This window comes from Streptomyces sp. NPDC091282 (assembly GCF_044757385.1).
GTDB lineage: Bacteria > Actinomycetota > Actinomycetes > Streptomycetales > Streptomycetaceae > Streptomyces > Streptomyces gramineus.
Genome location: NZ_JBIVUX010000002.1, coordinates 773,299 through 790,166, shown reverse-complemented (window position 1 = coordinate 790,166; position 16,868 = coordinate 773,299). Strand labels below are relative to the sequence as shown.

The following is a 16,868-nucleotide window of genomic DNA, read 5'->3' as shown; positions in this document are numbered from 1 at the left end:
GGCACGCACGTGGATCTCCGGGCCGAGGCGGTGATCATCGGCGGCGGGGTGATGGGCACCAGCATCGCCCACCACCTGACGAGCGCGGGCGTCCGCGACGTCGTCCTCGTCGAACGCGACGAACTCGCCGCCGGCTCCACCTCGAAGGCCGCCGGGGGAGTGCGCGCCCAGTTCTCCGACGAGCTCAACATCCAGCTGGGAGCGCGCAGTCTGGAGGCCTTCGCCCGCTTCGGCGAGGAGATCGGGTACGACATCGGGCTGCGCCGCGTCGGCTACCTCTTCCTGCTGTCCACGCCCGGGGAGGTCGCCTCCTTCGAGGCGGGCGTCCGGCTCCAGAACCAGCTCGGCGTGCCCAGCCGGATGCTCACCCCGAAAGAGGCGGCCCGGCTCTCCCCGCTGATCGCCACCGACGGACTGCTGGCCGCCGCCTACTCCCCGGACGACGGCCACTGCACCCCCGAGTCCGTCGTGCACGGCTACGCGGCCGCGGCCCGTGCCCGCGGCGCCCGGATCCTGCGCCGCACCGAGGCCACCGGCATCGAACGGGACGGCGCCCGCATCACCGCCGTGCACACCACCCTCGGCCGGATCGCCACCGGCACGGTGATCTGCGCGGCCGGAGCCTGGTCGGGAGCGGTCGGCGCGATGGCAGGCGTGGACCTGCCGGTGCAGCCGCTGCGCCGCCAGATCGCCGTCACCGGACCGGTCCCCGGACTGCCCCCGGCCCTGCCCATGACCATCGACTTCGCCACCGGCCTGTACTTCCACGCCGAGGGCCCCGGACTGCTGCTCGGCATCGCCGACCTGGACGAGCGGCCCGGCTTCGCCACCGACCCGCACGACCGCTGGATCCCGCGGCTGTGCGCCGCGATGGAGCGGCGCGCGCCCGCCCTGCTGGACCTGCCCCGCACCGGCGGCTGGGCCGGGCTGTACGAGAACACCCCGGACCACAACGCCCTGATCGGCGAGGCCGCTTCGGTCTCCAGGTTCCTGTACGCCACCGGGTTCTCCGGCCACGGCTTCCTGCAGGGCCCGGCCGTCGGCGAGGTGGTCCGCGACCTCTACCTGGGCCGCGCCCCGTTCCTTGACGTCCGCCCGCTCGACGCCGGCCGGTTCGCCGCCGACGCGGCCCGCCCGGAGACCAACCTCGTCTGAACGGCGCTCAGTCGAGGATCGACTCGTGCACCAGCCGGCGCAGCTCCGGGAAGATCTTCAGGGTCTTGGGACGCACCTGGGTGTGGAACTGCACGGTCAGATCGTGGGCGGGATCCACCCAGAACGCGGTGGTGGCCGCACCCGTCCAGCCGTAGGTGCCGAGACCGCTCGGCGCGAGGGTGCGGGATGGGTCGATCACCACCGAGACGCCCAGGCCGAAGCCGAGGCCGTCGTTGCCGGGCTCCTGGTGGGGCGGTGCGCCGAAGGTCCGCAGATCGGCGCCGCCGGGCAAGTGGTTGGCGGACAGCAGGTCCACCGAGGCGGCCGACAGCAGCCGGACGCCGTCCAGTTCGCCGCCGCGGCGCAGCATCTCCGCGAACCGGTGGTAGTCGTACGCCGTCGCCGCGAGACCGCCGCTGCCGGACAGCAGCCGGGGCCGGCCCCGCAACGGCAGCCCGGGGATCGCCTCGATGCCGCCGTCCTCCGTCTCGCCGTACAACTCCGAGAGGCGGTCGGCCTGTTCGGGCACGATGTGCAGACCGGCGTCCGGCATGCCGAGCGGCCGGAAGATCCGGTCCGCGAAGAACTCGTCGAGCCGCTGCCCGGAGACCACCTCGATGACGCGGCTGAGCACGTTGAAGCCGACCGAGTAGTTCCACTGCGTGCCCGGCTCGAACTGGAGGGGCATGCGGGCGTACACCGCCATCGTCTCGGCGAGGTCCGCGCCCGCCGGCACCGAGAACTCCAGACCGGCCTCGCGGTACCGCGCGTCCACCGGGTGCGCGTGGTAAAAGGCGAAGGTCAGCCCGGCGGTGTGGCTGAGCAGGTGCCGGATCAGGATCGGCCCGTCGGCCGGCCGGGTCACCATGTCCGCGCCCGAACCGCTCACGTACACCCGGGGTTCGGCGAACTCCGGCAGCAGGCGGCCGACCGGGTCGTCCAGCGACAGCACGCCGTCCTCCACCAGCAGCAGGATCGCCACCGCGGTGACCGGCTTGGTCATCGAGTACATCCGCCAGATGGTGTCCGGCTCGACCGGCAGCCCGGCCGCGACGTCACGGTGGCCCTGCGTGGTGAGGTGGGCGATCCGGCCGCCGCGCGCCACGGACACCAGGTAGCCGGGCAGGCGCCCCTCGTCGACGTAGTGGGCGAAGTGCTGGTCGAGGCGGTCCAGCGCCTTCACGTCCAGCCCGACCTCACTGGGGTCGACTTCCTGTCGCAGCTGTGCCATCGCTCTCCTCCGGTCGTGTCGTCCCGCGTCGCGGTACGACCTCGGGCCTCATCGTCGCGCAGGAAGCGGGGCACGGACCCGCTCATCCGCGTGCGGTGTGACGGACGCTATAGAAGGGGCACCGGGTGGGGGACGGGCGACCGCCACGCCGGGCGCGGCCGGGAACGCCCGTACGAGCAGCGGCTTCACGGTCCCCGACTCCGACGGGCCGCCTCCGTGTACATGCCCCCGTCTTCCCGTGTCCACTCCGGGTACACCCGCCCTGGCGGGAATGCGGAACGGGCCGGCCGGGGTTTCCCCGTCATGACCCAGGACGCACTTCTGAAGCTGCTCGGCGAGGACCACCACGGAGTACTGGTCACGCTCAAGAGCGACGGCCGTCCCCAGCTGTCCAACGTCAACCACGCCTACTACCCCGAGGAGCGCACGGTCCGGGTGTCGATCACGGACGACCGGGCCAAGACCCGCAACCTGCGCCGCGACCCGCGTGCCTCCTACCACGTCACCAGCCCCGACCGCTGGGCCTACACGGTCGCCGAGGGCACCGCGGACCTCTCGCCGGTCGCCCGTGACCCGCACGACGAGACGGTCGAGGAACTCGTCCGCCTCTACCGCGACATCCAGGGCGAGCATCCGGACTGGGACGACTACCGCGCCGCGATGGTCCGCGACCGCCGGCTGGTGCTGCGGCTGCGCGTGGACCGGGCGTACGGCATCCCGCGCGCCTGACGCCGGCCGCGCCCGACGCTCCCGTTTCCGACCCGGCCTAGGACCAGTGATCCAGGGCGATCGGCCGATGGCCGCGGGCGAGGCGGGTGCCTAGGCTTCCGGAGCAGGGAACGGCAGCTCAGGAAGAGGTCACCATGCCCGTCAACGGTCGCAGTCACGTCCGCGTCGCCCGGCCTTCCCGGGACCTGGCCGCGGCCGAGCGGTTCTGGGTGGGCGGCCTCGGTCTCGGTGTGGTCTGGCGGGCCGAGGGCGGACCGGAGCCCGGCGAGCACGACCTGCTGATGCTGGGCTGGCCGGACGCCGGCTGGCACCTGGAGCTGGTGCACGAGCCGGCCCGGCCCGTCGAGCCCCGGCCCACCGAGGAGGACCTGCTGGTGGTCTACGTCGACGGACCGGTGCCGGACGACCTGGTCGCCCGGCTGGAGGAGCACGGCGGCAGGCGGGTGGTGGCACCGAACCCGTACTGGAACCGGTGGGGCGTCACGGTGGAGGACCCGGACGGCTACCGGCTCGTGCTCTGCGAGCGCGGCTGGTCCAACGCGTAGCGGACGCCCGCCGCCACCGGCGCGGCGCGTGAGCGCAGGAAGCGGAGTTCAGCCGACCCGTCCGGGACGCGGCCTGGGACGGGGGGAGGGGCTTTTGGTCGCCGGGCGGAGCCGGGGCCGGCGCGTCCGCGCCGCGCCGCCCGTGCGCCCGACGCCGGATCCCTCCCGCACCCAGGCCTCCAGCGTGTACGTGAACTCGGCGGCCCTGTCGGGCCAGTTGAAGTGCGTCACGGCTGCCTCCCGGCCGCGCTGGGCCGCGGTGTGACGCAGGATCGCGTCGGTGCTCAGCCGCCGTATCGCCGCCGCCGCGGCGCGCGGGTCCTCGTAGGGGACGACGAGACCGCAGCCGTGCCGTTCCACCATGTCCGCCGCCAGCGGGGTCGGCGTGGTGACGACGGGAACGCCGTGGGCCATGTACTCGACGACCTTGGTGGGCCGCGAATGCCGGTAGTTGGGCTGGTCGTGCAGGAGGGACAGGCCGGCCAGCGCGCCCGTGAGCAGGGCGAGGGCGCGGTCGTTGGGCAGGAAGCCGTGCCAGCGCAGCACGCCGTCCCGGTCGGCCGCCGCGAGCGCGTCGCGGACGTCCGGGTCGGCCGCGCCGGCCACCTCCACGCGCAGCCCCGGCCCCAGCTGCCGGGCCGTCTCGATCAGGTCCAGCGCGCCGCGCGCCCGTGACAGGTGGCCGACGTAGACGACGCGTTCGCTGCCCGGCGGTTCGGGCGCCCGGAGCGGCGCCGTCGTGAAGTTGGGCACGACCGGGTGGGTGTGGCGGAACCGCTCCTGGTAGGAGTCCTCGGCGAGCAGCAGCCGCAGATGGCGTTCCGCCAGCCGCTCGGCGGCGCGGACGGCGAGCCGCAGCGGCGACCTCAGCGCCCGGGGCACCCAGCGCTTCATGGCGAGCGCGGCGGCGGTGTCCTCGTGGACGTCCCACACGACCACGGGTGAAGCCCCGGACCGCCGCCAGCGGCGCAGCGTGCCGGGCAGCGCGAGCAGCAGTTCCGGGTCGTGCAGGAGGATCACGTCGGCCTCGTGGCCGCGCCGGGCGAGCAGGGCGCGTGCCGCGGCGACCGCGGTCCGGCGGCTGCGGCCCGCGGCCCTGGGCAGGTCGATGCCTTCGAGGTCCGCGCGCGGCCGCACCTCGCGGGCGGAGAACGGCGCCGCGTACACGACGTGGTGCCCACGGTCCCGCAGCGCGGTGATCTGCCGGTGCAGTATGCGTGCGTCCTCGGGATGGTGGACGACGGTGACGACGAGTATCCGCATCTGAGCGCCTTTCGATCCCGCCGCCCGGAGCCCGTGGACTCGGGGCGGCGGAAGGGGAGTTGCCGCGGAGGCGGCCTACAGCACCTCGACGCCGGGCCGGAAGATCCGCCCGCGGGTGTCGAAGAGCAGCCGGGCCTCGTCACCGATGGCCGGCAGGTCGTAGGCGGAGTGGTCCTGGAGCAGGATCGTCAGGTCGTGGGAGCGCACGGCGGCCATGACGTCGGTGACGCGCGGCACCGCCTGCCCGTCCACGAACCAGGCGGGCACGAACGGGTCGTGGAAGGCGATGTCGGCCTCCCGGGCCCGCAGCAGCCGGGCCACCGGCACCGCCGGAGCCTCGCGCCGGTCGGCGACGTCCGGCTTGTAGGTGACGCCGAGCAGCAGCACCCGGGAGCCGTGCAGGGCGCGGCCCTCGTGGTTGAGCAGGTCCTGCGCACGCCGTACGACGTACTCCGGCATGTGCGCGTTGATCTCCCGGGCGAGTTCCACGAACCGGAACTCGTAGCCGATCGAACGCACCTTGTAGGAGAGGTAGTTGGGGTCGATCGGGATGCAGTGTCCGCCCACCCCGGCGCTCGGCCTGAAGGCCTGGAAGCCGAACGGCTTGGTGCCGGCGCAGCGGATCGCGTCCCACACGTCGACGCGCAACTCCTGGCACAGGATCGCCAGTTCGTTGACCAGCGCGATGTTGACGTGCCGGTAGGTGTTCTCCAGCAGCTTGGCCATCTCGGCCTCGCGGGTGCCCTTGGCCTGCACGACGGTGTCGACGACCTTGCCGTAGAAGGCGGCCGCGCGGGCCGAGCAGGCCGGGGTGCAGCCGCCCACCACCTTCGGGGTCTCGCGCAGCCCGTGGGTGGTGTTGCCGGGGTCGATGCGCTCCGGTGAGAACGCCAGCGCGAAGTCGTCGCCGGCCCGCAGCCCCGACTCCTCCAGGATCGGCTTGACCACCTCTTCGGTGGTGCCCGGATAGGTCGTCGATTCGAGGACCACCAGCCGTCCGCGGCGCAGTCCGCGCGCCACCGCCCGCGCGGCGGAGATCACCGCGCCGAGATCGGGGCCGCCGTCCTCGCTGAGCGGGGTCGGCACACAGATCACGATCGTCTGCGCACGGGCCAGGCAGGCGTCGTCCGTGTACGCGGTGAAGCCGGCCTGCCGCATGCGGGCGACGTCGTCGTCGGAGACGTCGTCGACATGGGAGTGTCCGGCGTTGAGGCCCTCCACGATCCGTGGGTCGAGGTCGAGCCCCGCCACTCTCAGCCCGACCAGCGACGCCTCCCGCGCGAGCGGAAGTCCGACGTAGCCGAGCCCGATGACGGCCAGTTCGAAGCCGTCGGTCCGTTCTTCGTCCCCGAGCGATTCGCCCAATTCCCCGAGCGGTACGGCCTTTTCGACCTGCATAGGGATACTCCGCCCTCAACGGCAGACGCCGTGTGGATCCGAAGGGCCCGGACGATGGGAATCCGGGCGGCGGCGGGCCTCAGACACATCCAAGAGCGCGATACGCCTCTCGGGTCGTGGCAGCGACCCTCTTCCAGGTGCGATCACGCGCTACCAGAGCGCGGGCGGATGCTCCCCATTCATGCCGCCGTTTTCGACTGTAAAGCAATACTTCGAGAGCTTCTGCCCAAGCATGTGGAGATCCGGGCTCGATCAGCTGTCCGCTGACCTCGTGTTCGACCACCTCGCGCAGGGCCGGGAGATCGCTGGCCGCCACCGGAAGTCCGCTCGCCATCGCCTCGACCGGCTTGAGCGGAGTGACCAGACGGCACACCCGTTCGTCGGTGCGCGGCACCGCGAACACGTCCAGAACGGCGTGGTAGGAGCGCACTTGGCGGTGCGGCACCCGCCCCGTGAACAGCGCCACGCCGGCGCCGAGACCCAGCCGTCCGGCCAGCGCCTGAAGCGCCCCGCGCTCGGGTCCGTCACCGACGATCAGCAGCCGCAGCGGAACCCCCCGGCGGCGCAGCTCGGCACCCGCATGGAGCAATGTGCCGATTCCCTCGTGTGGAGTAAGGGTGCTCACGGTGCCGACCACGTACTCGTCCGCGGCGATGCCGAGCCGGGCGCGCAGTTCGGCCCCGTCCGGCGGGGGCGCGAGGAAGGCGTCGTCCACCGCGTTGGGCACGGTCAGGACGCGCTCCGCGGGCACCCCGCGGGACACGATCTCGGCCTTCATCGCCGTCCCCAGCGTCAGCACCAGGTCGGCCCGGCGCATGCAGTACGTCTCCAGCGCCCGGCGCGCCCGGTAGGTCGGGTCATCCGGCGTGCGGCCCGCCGCCTGGGTCAGCCAGGTCTCCTCCAGGAACCCGCGTACCTCGTACACCACCGGCAGCCCGTAGGTCTCCCGCAGGGCCAGCGCCACCCGCCCGTTGCCGTGGTCGGTCGCCGCGTGCAGGACCGCGGGCCGCAGCCGCTCCACCAGCCGCCCGGCCAGCTCGGCGTTGCGGGCCAGCACCGGGCCCTGCCCGTACGGCAGGTTCAGCGGCAGCAGCCGGTGCTGCGGCACCCCGTTCACGATCTGCAGCGGCCGGGCGTCCAGCACGCCCTGCGCCACCGGGAAGCCGACGCGGGTCACCACGTGCGGATCGAGACCGGCGGCCCGCTGCGCCTCGGCGAGGGCCTGGGTGCGCACGGTGTAGCCCGCGTGCTTGAACGGCAGCCCGTTGGTCACCAGATGGAGCACCCGGCCCGGCTCCGGCCGCACCGCACGCCCGGCGGGCGCCCGCACCCGGGCCGCCGACGGCACCGCGGCGGGACCGGCGGTCCGGGCCCGCGCGGCGAGCCGCCGCTCGGCCGCCCGCAGCCCGCGCCGCACCGGCCCCGGCAGCAGCCGTACGCCGAGCAGCGCCGCCCGCGCCGGATCGTGCCGCAACTCGCCCCATGCGACGGATGCGGCCAAGCTGAGTGCACGGGGGATCCAGACGACACGGCGCGGCACGGGACGGATCTGAAGTCGGGCCATGTCGTCACGGTAGGCCGACAGAGCGGAGAACGTACGACATGAACGGCCGCGTACTCCACGTCGTAGGGACCAGGCCGAACTTCGTGAAGGCCGCGCCCGTCGTCGCCGCCCTGCGCGCGGCCGGGCACGACCAGGTCCTGGTGCACACGGGTCAGCACTACGACGAACGGATGTCGCACATCTTCTTCCGGGAGCTGGGCCTGCCCGCCCCGGACACCGATCTGGGCGTGGGCTCCGGCAGCCAGGCCCGGCAGACCGCCGACCTGCTGGTGGCCCTGGAGGGCGAGCTGCTGGCCCGCGCCCCGGCGCTGGTCGTCGTCTACGGGGACGTGAACTCCACCCTCGCCGCGGCCCTGGCCGCCGCCAAGCTGGGCATCCCGGTCGCCCACGTCGAGGCGGGCCTGCGCAGCTTCGACATGGCGATGCCGGAGGAGGTCAACCGGCGCCTGGTCGACCAGCTCGCCGAGCTGCTCTTCGCGACCAGCCCGGAGGCCGTCGGCCACCTCGCCCGCGAGGGCGCCGACCCGGCCCGCGTGCACCTCGTCGGCAACCCGATGATCGACACCCTGCTCACCCATCTGGACCATTTCGACCCCGCCGCCGCCCGCACCGCCCACGCGCTGCCCGAACGCTACGGCGTGGTCACCCTGCACCGCCCGGCCAACGTCGACGACCCCGACGCGGCGGCGGCCGCCGCCCGCGCCCTGACCGAGGCCGCCGGCCACCTCGACCTCGCCGTGCCCCTGCACCCGCGCGGCCGGGAGGCGCTGCGCGCCGCGGGCCTCGCCGACGCGCCCGGCATCCATCTGCTCGAACCGCTCGGCTACGTCGAGTTCATGGGCCTGGTCCGGGGCGCGGCCGCCGTCATCACCGACTCCGGCGGCGTCCAGGAGGAGACCACCGTGCTGGGCGTCCCCTGCCTGACGCTGCGCACCACCACCGAACGCCCGGTCACCGTCACCCACGGCACCAACCGCCTGGTGAGCCACGGCGAACTGGTGCCAGCCCTGCGCAAGATCCTGGACGGACAGCCGGCCGGCGGCCCCGAGGGACCGCCGCTGTGGGACGGCAAGGCCGGACCCCGCATCGCCCGCGTGCTCACCGAGTGGCTGGAGCGCCATGACTGACGCCACCCGCACCCGCCCGGACGGCCCCGGCACGCCCGGCCACACCGTCCGCACCTACTGGGACACCCGGCACCGCGAACGCGACGACCTCGCCTCCGGCGGCCACATCGGCCTGGACCGGCCGGGCAACGAGATCTTCTACGCGGTACGGCTCGGCCAGCTCCTCACCCTGATCGGCGACGTCTCCAGCCCGGCGGCCCCGCTGTTCGTGCTCGACGCAGGCTGCGGCAAAGGGCACTTCGCCCGCGCACTGGCCCGCTGCGGCCACCACGTGGACGCCTTCGACACCAGCGAGGAGGCCATCGGCCGGGCCCGCGCCGAGGGCGGCGGCCCCCGCTACGCCTTCGCCGCCCTCGACGAGTGGCGCAGCCCCTGGCTCTACGACGTGGTGCTGAGCGTGGACGTCCTCTTCCACGTCCTGGACGACGCGGAGTGGGCGGCGGGACTGCGCAACCTCGCCTCGCTGGTGCGGATCACCGGCCGGCTGATCGTCACCGACGAGAACACCGACGAGCCGGTGCCGCGCGGCGACTACATCCTGCACCGGCCGCTCGCCGCCTACCGCAGGGAACTCGAACCCCTGGGCCTGAGCCACTCCCTCTTCCGGCCGTACGGCTTCCGCGAGAACCGGGTCGGCTTCCACGTCTTCACGAGGACCAGCTGATGCGCCTGACCGATCTGCTCCACCCGCACCTGGACGACGTGACCTCGGTCGTGGACGCCACGAGCGGCGGCCTGCGTCTGGACCCCTACCTGCACCTTCCGCCGGGCGTCGGCCTGACCCGCCAGGAACGGCCGGTCGGCGAGGGCGAGCTGATGCTCCTCGGCTACGGCCCCGACCCGGTCCTGCACGGCGACGAGGCGGACTGTCTCGCCGCGCTGGCACGGATGCGGCCGGGCGGCCGCGGTCTGATCGTCTTCGGCCACCCGGGGACCGACCTGCCCTACCACCGGCTCCTGGACGCCCTGGTGGCCCGCCGCTGCCAGGTGCTGCACGCCGCCGCGCTCGGCTACACCCACCTGCACGCCGGCGCGGTGTTCGCCTGCACCGACGAACTCCTGCCGCCGCACGACTGGTTCGGCCGCCCGCTGCCGGCCGACGGCTTCGCCACGGCCCTCAGGATCGCCGACGAGTACGTGCTCGCCGACTTCGTCTCCCGCTCCCAGCGGGCCCGCCTGCTCGACCTGGAACGGGCCGCCGAGGAGACCGCCCGCGCCCTGGAGTCCGCCCGCGAGGACGGCCTCGCCGAACGGCTGGCCGCCGCCCTGCGGGACAAGGACCAGCTGGCCTCCGCGCTGCGCGGGGCCCGGGCCAGGACCGGCGTCCTGGAGGCCCGGGTCGCCATGCTGGAGGGGTCCACCTCCCTGCGGGTCGGCAAGGCGCTGGTGTCGGCGGCCCGGTCGCCCGGGCGCCGCGCGGCCCGGCTGCCCGGCGAGCTGTACGGGCTGTGGCGGCAGCGCAAGGCCATGGGCCGGCCGGTACGGGCCGTGACCGCCGCCCCGCCGCCGGAGGCCGCGGCCGACGACCGCTTCCACCTCTCCCACCGCGCCCTGTCCGTGGCACCCCGCGACCGGCTGGTGATCACCGGCGTGCTGACCGACCGGACCGCCGCCGACTTCGCGGCCGACGCCGTGGTCAGCCGGGTGCTGCCGCACGACGGCCGGCTGCTGATCGAGCGCACCGACCCGGACGTCTTCCTCGTCCAGCTCGGCGCCTGCACGGGCGAGAGCGGCCCCTGGACGCTCACCGGCACCGGCCACGCCCCGGACCTGGACCGCCGCCTCGCCGAACTGATCGCCCAGGCGAGAGGGCAGGGCCGGGCGGCGGTGCTGTGGCGGGACGGCCCGGCGTCCTTTGCACCCGGACTGTCCGCACTGCCCTGGGACGCCGTGATCGACGGCGACACCGGGACGGCCCTGGCCCGCCTGGACCCGGTCACCGACGGCCGCGACCGGCTCCGCGACGTCTTCCAGCTGGACAGCACCCGGGTACGGCTGGCCCGCCTCGCCGCGCTGACCGGCGCGCCCGACCCGACCGCCGAGCGCCGGGTCGCCGTGCTGGCCGCCCCGAAGGACGCCACCGACGTCGCCCGGCTGGTCGCCCAGACCCTCTGCCAGCTGCACCGGCCCGCCGAGGTGGTCGTCGCCGACCAGCGGGGCCTGGACCTCGGCGAACTCACCGCCGCCTCGGTCACCGTGCACCGCGGACCGCCGACCGCGCCCTGGGTCGCCGACTGGACGGACCTCACCGAGGACCGGCCCGACACCCTGCTGCTCGACCTGCTCTGCGCCCAGGAGTTCTCCGGCGCCGACGCGGTGGGCCACACCCCAGCCGCCGACGACTACGTCTTCGTGCCGGAGCTGAGACCGCTGCTCGTGCGCCGTTCGCTGCTCGGCACCGGCACCCCGCCGGACGCCTGGTCGCGGGCCGGGCACCGCCTGTTCGCCGTGCGTGGAAAGGAACCGTCATGACCCGCACCCTCCGGGCGCTCGTCTACGGCGACGTGGACCTCAACCTCATCGACGGCTCCGCCGTCTGGGCCCAGTCGACGGTGCAGGCGCTGTCCCGCGCGGGCTGCCGTACCCGGCTCGTCCTCAAGGCCCCGGTGGAGACCGGCCGGCTCACCGACCCGCTGGCCGGACTGCCCGGGGTGACCGTGGTCCGCCCCTACGAGGAGCAGCTCGTCCCCGGCCAGGGCGCCCACCCCCTGTCCCCGCACCAGGCCTCGCAGCTGCTCGCCCGCCTGGACGCGGAGGAACCCTGCGACCTGCTGGTGCTGCGCGGCCGCAGGCTGGTGAAGCAGATCGTCGGCGACCGCCGCTTCGACGGACGCGTCTGGGCCTACCTCACCGACATCCCCCAGTCCCCGGCCCAGATGACCGAACAGGACCGCGCCGACCTGACCCGCATCGCCGAGGCGTCGTGCCGGCTGCTGTGCCAGACCGAGGAGTTGCGCTGCTTCCTGGAGTCCTGGGTACCGGAGGCCTGCGGCCGGGCGGTGCTCTGCCCGCCCGCGGTGCCCGAACCCGGCTTCCCGCTCCCGGAGCACGACGGGCCGCACGATCCCGTACGGCTCGTCTACACCGGCAAGTTCGCGCCCCGCTGGAACACCCTGCCGATGACCCTGCTGCCCGCACGGCTCGCCGAGCGCGGCATCCGGGCCGAACTCCACGCCGTCGGCGACAAGATCCACAAGGATGCCGCCCATCCCGGCTTCGACACCGCCATGGCCGAGGCGCTGCGCACCACCCCCGAGGTCGTCCACCACGGCGGTGTGCCCCGCGAGGAGGCCATGCGGATCGCCGCCGGCTGCGACCTCGGCCTCGGCTGGCGCGACCCCTCCCTCGACGCCAGCCTCGAACTCTCCACCAAGGTGCTGGAGTTCGGCTCCCTCGGCCTGCCCGTCGTGCTCAACCGCACGCCCGCGCACGAGGCGCTGCTCGGCACCGACTACCCGCTGTTCGTGCCCGGCGACGCCGCCCTGGCGGACGCGGTGGACGCGGTCGCCGTCGCCGTCCGCGACACCGGGGCCCGCCGGCTGGCGGCCGACCGGTGCACGGCCGCGGCCCGGCAGTACACCATGGAGGCCGCGGCGGACCGCTGGCGCGCCCACCTCGACGGCGCCTTCCCCGCCGCACCCGCCGCCGTGGCCGGCCGCGGACGGCCGCTGCGGCTCGCGGTCGCCGGCCACGACCTGAAGTTCCTCACCCGGCTGCTCGACCACTTCCGCGCCCTGCCCGGCATCGAGGTACGCGTCGACGCCTGGCCCGCGCTCGCCCGGCACGACCCGGCCGCGAGCCGTGAACTCGCCGACTGGGCCGACGTGGTGGTCGTCGAGTGGTGCGGCCCGGCAGCCGTCTGGTACAGCCGCCACAAGCGGCGCGGCAGCAGACTGATCGTCCGCCTGCACCGCTTCGAACTCGACGCAGGCTACCCGCAGCAGGTCGACATCGACGCCGTCGACCAAGTGGTCTGCGTCAGCCCCTACTACGCCCGCAGCACCCGCGAGCGCACCGGCTGGCCCGCCTCCAAGATCACCACCATCGGCAACTGGGTCGACGTCCACCAGCTGGACCGGCCCAAGGCGCCCGGCGCCCGGCACCGCCTCGGCATGATCGGCATCGCGCCCAGCCGCAAGCGCCTCGACCTCGGTCTCGACGTCCTGGAGGCGCTGCGCGCCCACGACCGGCGCTGGCACCTCTCGGTCAAGTCCAAGCCGCCGTGGGAGTACTGGTGGATCTGGAACAAGCCCGAGGAGCGCGCCCACTACGAGGAGGTCCTGCACCGCATGCAGACCTCGCCGCTGCTCGAAGGGGCCGTCGTCTTCGACCAGTTCGGCCCGGACGTGCCGAACTGGCTGCGCCGGATCGGCCATGTCCTGTCCACCAGCGACGACGAGAGCTTCCACCTCGCCCCGGCCGAGGGCATGGCCTCCGGCGCGGTACCCGCGCTGCTGCCCTGGCCGGGCTCGGACGAGATCTACGACCGGCGCTGGATCCACGCCACCCCGCAGGCGATGGCCGAGTCGATCGCCGCGCTGGGCGAGCAGGACGACTGGCGGGCGGCCGGCGAAGCCGCCCGCGGCCAGGTACGGGAAGGGTTCTCGCTGGAACGGGTGGCGAAGGAGTGGACGGACCTGCTGGTCTCCGGCTGAGACTCCGGAGCCCGCTGCTTCCGGCCGGGCGGGTCCCGCCGCCGGGACCCGCCCGGCCGCGGTCAGGCCGCGGACTCCTGCTGGGCGGCGGCCGGTTCGGGCAGCAGACGGGCGCCGAGACGGTCCGCGCTCGGCCAGCGGACGTCGTGCGCCCAGCCCAGCTGCTCGAAGATCCGGATCAGGCGGGCCGACGGGTCGATCTGGCCCGGCAGCACACCGTGGCGGGCGCCGGTGGGATCGGCGTGGTGCGAGTTGTGCCAGCTCTCGCCGAAGGACAGCAGCGCGAGCGGCCAGAAGTTGGTGGCCTTGTCCCGGCTGGCGAAGGGCCGCCTGCCCGCCACGTGGCAGACCGAGTTCACCGACCAGGTGACGTGGTGCAGCAGCGCCATCCGCATCACGCCGGCCCAGAAGAACCCGGTCAGCGCGCCGGTCCAGGTGCCGGTGACGAGCCCGCCGACCAGCGCCGGGGCCAGCAGCGAGACGGCGGTCAGCGGCCCGAACAGCCGTCCCACGATCCGCAGATCGCGGTCCGCGGCGATGTCGGGCGCGAACCTGGCCCGGTTGCTCAGCTCGCGCTTGAGCATCCATCCGACGTGCGCGTGCAGCAGCCCCTTGAGCAGCGCACGTGTGTCGGTGCCGAACCGCCAGGGCGAGTGCGGGTCGCCCTCGCGGTCGGCGAAGGCGTGGTGGCGGCGGTGGTTGGCCACCCACTGCACCGGGGAGCCCTCCACGCCGAGCGAGCCCGCGACGGCCAGGGCGATGCGCAGGCCCCGCTTCGCCTTGAACGAGCGGTGCGTGAAGAGGCGGTGGTAGCCGACGGTGAGGCCGAAGCCGGACACCAGGTAGGCGACCACGGCCATGCCGACGTCCAGAGCCGACAGGCCCCGCCCCCACAGCAGCGGCACCGCGACGACCAGGCACAGCAGCGGGCCGACGACGAAGATCCACATCGCGACACCGGCCGCGGCGTTCTGCGGGGCGTCGAGCAGCGGCCTGGCGCCCGCCGGGGTCTCGACGCCGCCCTCGGTGACGGTCTGTTCGGGACGGTCAGCTGTGCTCGGGTTCATCTCTTTGCCGCCGTTGCTCAAAGGTGTCGGACACGGTGCCGGACCGACCGGGAGACGGCGCGCGCGTGCGCTGCACAGCGTGCGCGGCGGCCGCCGTCCCAGCCTCGCACCGGACGGCATCCCCGCAGGCCGTCGCTCATGTCCAGGGTGTGAACGGCGCGGGACCAAATCGCCGTCGCGGTGTCGCGGGGGAAACACTTGATCTCAAGGCGGCTTGAGGTTCTAGAGTCGATCGTGCCGATGACGGAGTACGGGAGGGGACGGCCATGAGGACACTGGTGCTCGGAAGGACGCCCGCCAGGGTGACGGCCGTGCTGGCCACGCTGCGTGCCGACGGATTCGACGCGGAGGGGGTGAGCACCGACGACGAGGCCAGGAGACTGCTGGGCACCGGGGAGTTCGGGGTGCTGATCATCGGCGGCGGTGTGGGACCCCGGTCCCGCGCCGAGATCAAGGAGTTCGCGGCCGGGCACCGGGTGCGGCGGGTGATCGACGGCGCGCTGTCGGAGCCGTTCGACGTCTACGTGCGACGGGAGTTCGAGCCGCTGATCCGCGAGGCCGCCGCGGACTGACGGCCGGCGCTCGCGCCGGAGCACGCCGAAACGGCCCGCCGGTGGTCACCGGCGGGCCGTCTTCAGGTGGCTACGGCTGTTTGTTCCACTCGGCGATCACGGGCCACCCGTGTTCCGTGGACAGCCTGCTGACCGTTCCGGTCGCCAGCTGGAACAGCCGGCCCTCGGCCGGCGGCAGCCCCAGGCGGCGGGCCGTCAGCACGCGCAGGAAGTGCGCGTGGGCCACCAGGACCACGTCGCCGCCGCCGTCGGCGAGCGCCCGCTCCACCGTGGCGAGCACCCGGTCCGCGCGGGCTCCGATCTGCTCCGGCGACTCGCCGGGATGCCCGGCGGGACCCGCGGGCACGCCGTCGGTCCACAGGTACCAGTCGGGGCGGGAGCGGTGGATCTCCGCCGTGGTGATGCCCTCGTAGCCGCCGTAGTCCCATTCGTGCAGGTCGGGGTCGGGAACGACCCCGCTCAGGCCGGCCAGCTCGGCCGTGCGTATCGCGCGGTCCAGCGGGCTGGACAGCACCAGTGCGTAGGTCCGGCCGGTGAGCAGCGGGGCGAGGGACTTGGCCTGTTCCTCGCCGTGTCCGGTCAGGGGCAGGTCGGTCCAGCTGGTGTGCTGTCCCGACACGCTCCACTCCGTCTCACCGTGGCGGACCAGAAGAAGGTCCCCCACGTCGCCCTACTCCTTCGACTCGACCGCGTGGCCGCCGAACTGGTTGCGCAGCGCCGCGATCATCTTCATCTGCGGGGAGTCGTCCTGGCGGGACGCGAACCGCGCGAAGAGGGAGGCGGTGATCGCCGGCAGCGGCACCGCGTTGTCGATGGCCGCCTCGACGGTCCACCGGCCCTCGCCGGAGTCCTGCGCGAAGCCCTTCAGCTTGTCCAGGTGCTCGTCGTCGTCCAGGGCGTTGACCGCGAGGTCGAGCAGCCAGGAGCGGATGACGGTGCCGTCCTGCCAGGAGCGGAAGACCTCGCGGACGTTGTCCACCGACTTGACCTTCTCCAGCAGCTCCCAGCCCTCGGCGTACGCCTGCATCATGGCGTACTCGATGCCGTTGTGGACCATCTTGGAGAAGTGCCCGGCGCCGACCTTGCCGGCGTGCACGTAGCCGTAGGGGCCCTCGGGCTTGAGCGCGTCGAAGATCGGCTGGAGCCGCTCCACGTGCTCCTTGGTGCCGCCGACCATCAGGGCGTAGCCGTTCTGCAGGCCCCACACGCCACCGGAGACACCGGCGTCGACGAAGCCGATGCCCTTGATGCCGAGTTCGGCGGCGTGCTTCTCGTCGTCGGTCCAGCGGGAGTTGCCGCCGTCGACCACCGTGTCGCCCTCGGACAGCAGGTCCTTGAGCTCGTCCATGACGGACTGGGTGGCGGTGCCGGCCGGGACCATCACCCAGATCGTGCGGGGCGCGTCGAGCTTCTCGACCAGCTCTTCCAGGGACTTGACGTCGGAGACGTCCGGGTTGCGGTCGTAGCCGATGACGGTGTGGCCCGCGCGGCGGATCCGCTCGCGCATGTTGCCGCCCATCTTGCCGAGACCGATGAGGCCCAACTGCATGGCTGACATGTCA

At 73.7% G+C, this 16,868-nt stretch carries 15 protein-coding genes; 8 read left to right on the top strand and 7 right to left on the bottom strand.

Annotated elements, in window-relative coordinates; genetic code table 11:
• The first annotated feature begins 9 nt into the window (after positions 1-9).
• On the top strand, positions 10-1,155 hold the full coding sequence (locus ACIQOE_RS10660; protein ID WP_401410932.1) for an NAD(P)/FAD-dependent oxidoreductase: 1,146 nt from the start codon (positions 10-12) through the stop codon (positions 1,153-1,155).
• 7 nt (positions 1,156-1,162) lie between these two features.
• Here ACIQOE_RS10660 and ACIQOE_RS10655 read toward each other — a convergent pair whose 3' ends face one another.
• Complete coding sequence (locus ACIQOE_RS10655; protein WP_362650363.1) at positions 1,163-2,386, bottom strand: serine hydrolase domain-containing protein; 1,224 nt, start codon at positions 2,384-2,386, stop codon at positions 1,163-1,165.
• A 303-nt stretch (positions 2,387-2,689) separates the two neighbouring features.
• Here ACIQOE_RS10655 and ACIQOE_RS10650 point away from each other — a divergent pair, with 303 nt between their 5' ends.
• Together ACIQOE_RS10650 and ACIQOE_RS10645 are read left to right on the top strand one after the other, a co-directional pair.
• A complete protein-coding gene (locus ACIQOE_RS10650) occupies positions 2,690-3,115 on the top strand; it encodes a PPOX class F420-dependent oxidoreductase (protein WP_351314951.1) in 426 nt (141 codons plus the stop codon).
• 134 nt (positions 3,116-3,249) lie between these two features.
• Entirely contained in the window at positions 3,250-3,660 is a 411-nt protein-coding gene (locus ACIQOE_RS10645; RefSeq protein ID WP_351314948.1) for a VOC family protein, read from the top strand.
• 48 nt (positions 3,661-3,708) lie between these two features.
• Here ACIQOE_RS10645 and ACIQOE_RS10640 read toward each other — a convergent pair whose 3' ends face one another.
• The 3 genes from ACIQOE_RS10640 to ACIQOE_RS10630 form a co-directional block, all read right to left on the bottom strand.
• Positions 3,709-4,923 (bottom strand): glycosyltransferase, encoded by a 1,215-nt coding sequence (locus ACIQOE_RS10640; RefSeq protein WP_401410929.1) that lies wholly within the window; start codon positions 4,921-4,923, stop codon positions 3,709-3,711.
• Between the two features lie 75 nt (positions 4,924-4,998).
• Complete coding sequence (locus ACIQOE_RS10635; protein ID WP_351314942.1) at positions 4,999-6,321, bottom strand: nucleotide sugar dehydrogenase; 1,323 nt, start codon at positions 6,319-6,321, stop codon at positions 4,999-5,001.
• A gap of 79 nt (positions 6,322-6,400) precedes the next feature.
• Complete coding sequence (locus ACIQOE_RS10630) at positions 6,401-7,885, bottom strand: glycosyltransferase family 4 protein (protein ID WP_401410927.1); 1,485 nt, start codon at positions 7,883-7,885, stop codon at positions 6,401-6,403.
• Positions 7,886-7,923: 38 nt separating this feature from the next.
• Here ACIQOE_RS10630 and wecB point away from each other — a divergent pair, with 38 nt between their 5' ends.
• Genes wecB through ACIQOE_RS10610 form a run of 4 tightly spaced genes read left to right on the top strand, consistent with a single transcriptional unit; the run spans position 7,924 to position 13,667 of the window.
• On the top strand, positions 7,924-9,012 hold the full coding sequence (wecB, locus tag ACIQOE_RS10625; protein ID WP_351314936.1) for a non-hydrolyzing UDP-N-acetylglucosamine 2-epimerase: 1,089 nt from the start codon (positions 7,924-7,926) through the stop codon (positions 9,010-9,012).
• Complete coding sequence (locus ACIQOE_RS10620; RefSeq protein ID WP_365557628.1) at positions 9,005-9,676, top strand: methyltransferase domain-containing protein; 672 nt, start codon at positions 9,005-9,007, stop codon at positions 9,674-9,676. The genes wecB and ACIQOE_RS10620 overlap by 8 nt, the downstream gene beginning before the upstream one ends.
• Complete coding sequence (locus ACIQOE_RS10615) at positions 9,676-11,484, top strand: hypothetical protein (protein ID WP_365557625.1); 1,809 nt, start codon at positions 9,676-9,678, stop codon at positions 11,482-11,484. Before ACIQOE_RS10620 ends, ACIQOE_RS10615 begins: the two co-directional genes overlap by 1 nt.
• The gene (locus tag ACIQOE_RS10610) at positions 11,481-13,667 is read left to right on the top strand and encodes a glycosyltransferase family 1 protein (protein WP_365557622.1); all 2,187 of its coding nucleotides are present in this window, start codon (positions 11,481-11,483) and stop codon (positions 13,665-13,667) included. The genes ACIQOE_RS10615 and ACIQOE_RS10610 overlap by 4 nt, the downstream gene beginning before the upstream one ends.
• Positions 13,668-13,729: 62 nt before the next feature.
• Here ACIQOE_RS10610 and ACIQOE_RS10605 read toward each other — a convergent pair whose 3' ends face one another.
• Positions 13,730-14,734, bottom strand: a complete 1,005-nt coding sequence (locus tag ACIQOE_RS10605; protein WP_401410924.1) for an acyl-CoA desaturase — start codon at positions 14,732-14,734, stop codon at positions 13,730-13,732.
• Between the two features lie 266 nt (positions 14,735-15,000).
• On the opposite strand from ACIQOE_RS10605, the gene ACIQOE_RS10600 reads away from it, so the two are divergent.
• Positions 15,001-15,306: a hypothetical protein gene (locus ACIQOE_RS10600; protein ID WP_351314924.1), complete on the top strand. Its 306-nt coding sequence runs from the start codon at positions 15,001-15,003 to the stop codon at positions 15,304-15,306.
• 70 nt (positions 15,307-15,376) lie between these two features.
• Here the strand turns inward: ACIQOE_RS10600 and ACIQOE_RS10595 are convergent, their stop codons facing one another.
• Both ACIQOE_RS10595 and gnd read right to left on the bottom strand, forming a co-directional pair.
• A complete protein-coding gene (locus tag ACIQOE_RS10595; RefSeq protein ID WP_351314921.1) occupies positions 15,377-15,970 on the bottom strand; it encodes a histidine phosphatase family protein in 594 nt (197 codons plus the stop codon).
• Positions 15,971-15,976: 6 nt separating this feature from the next.
• Positions 15,977-16,864, bottom strand: coding sequence for a phosphogluconate dehydrogenase (NAD(+)-dependent, decarboxylating) (gnd, locus tag ACIQOE_RS10590; RefSeq protein ID WP_351314918.1), 888 nt, complete (start codon positions 16,862-16,864; stop codon positions 15,977-15,979).
• Positions 16,865-16,868 lie beyond the last annotated feature (4 nt).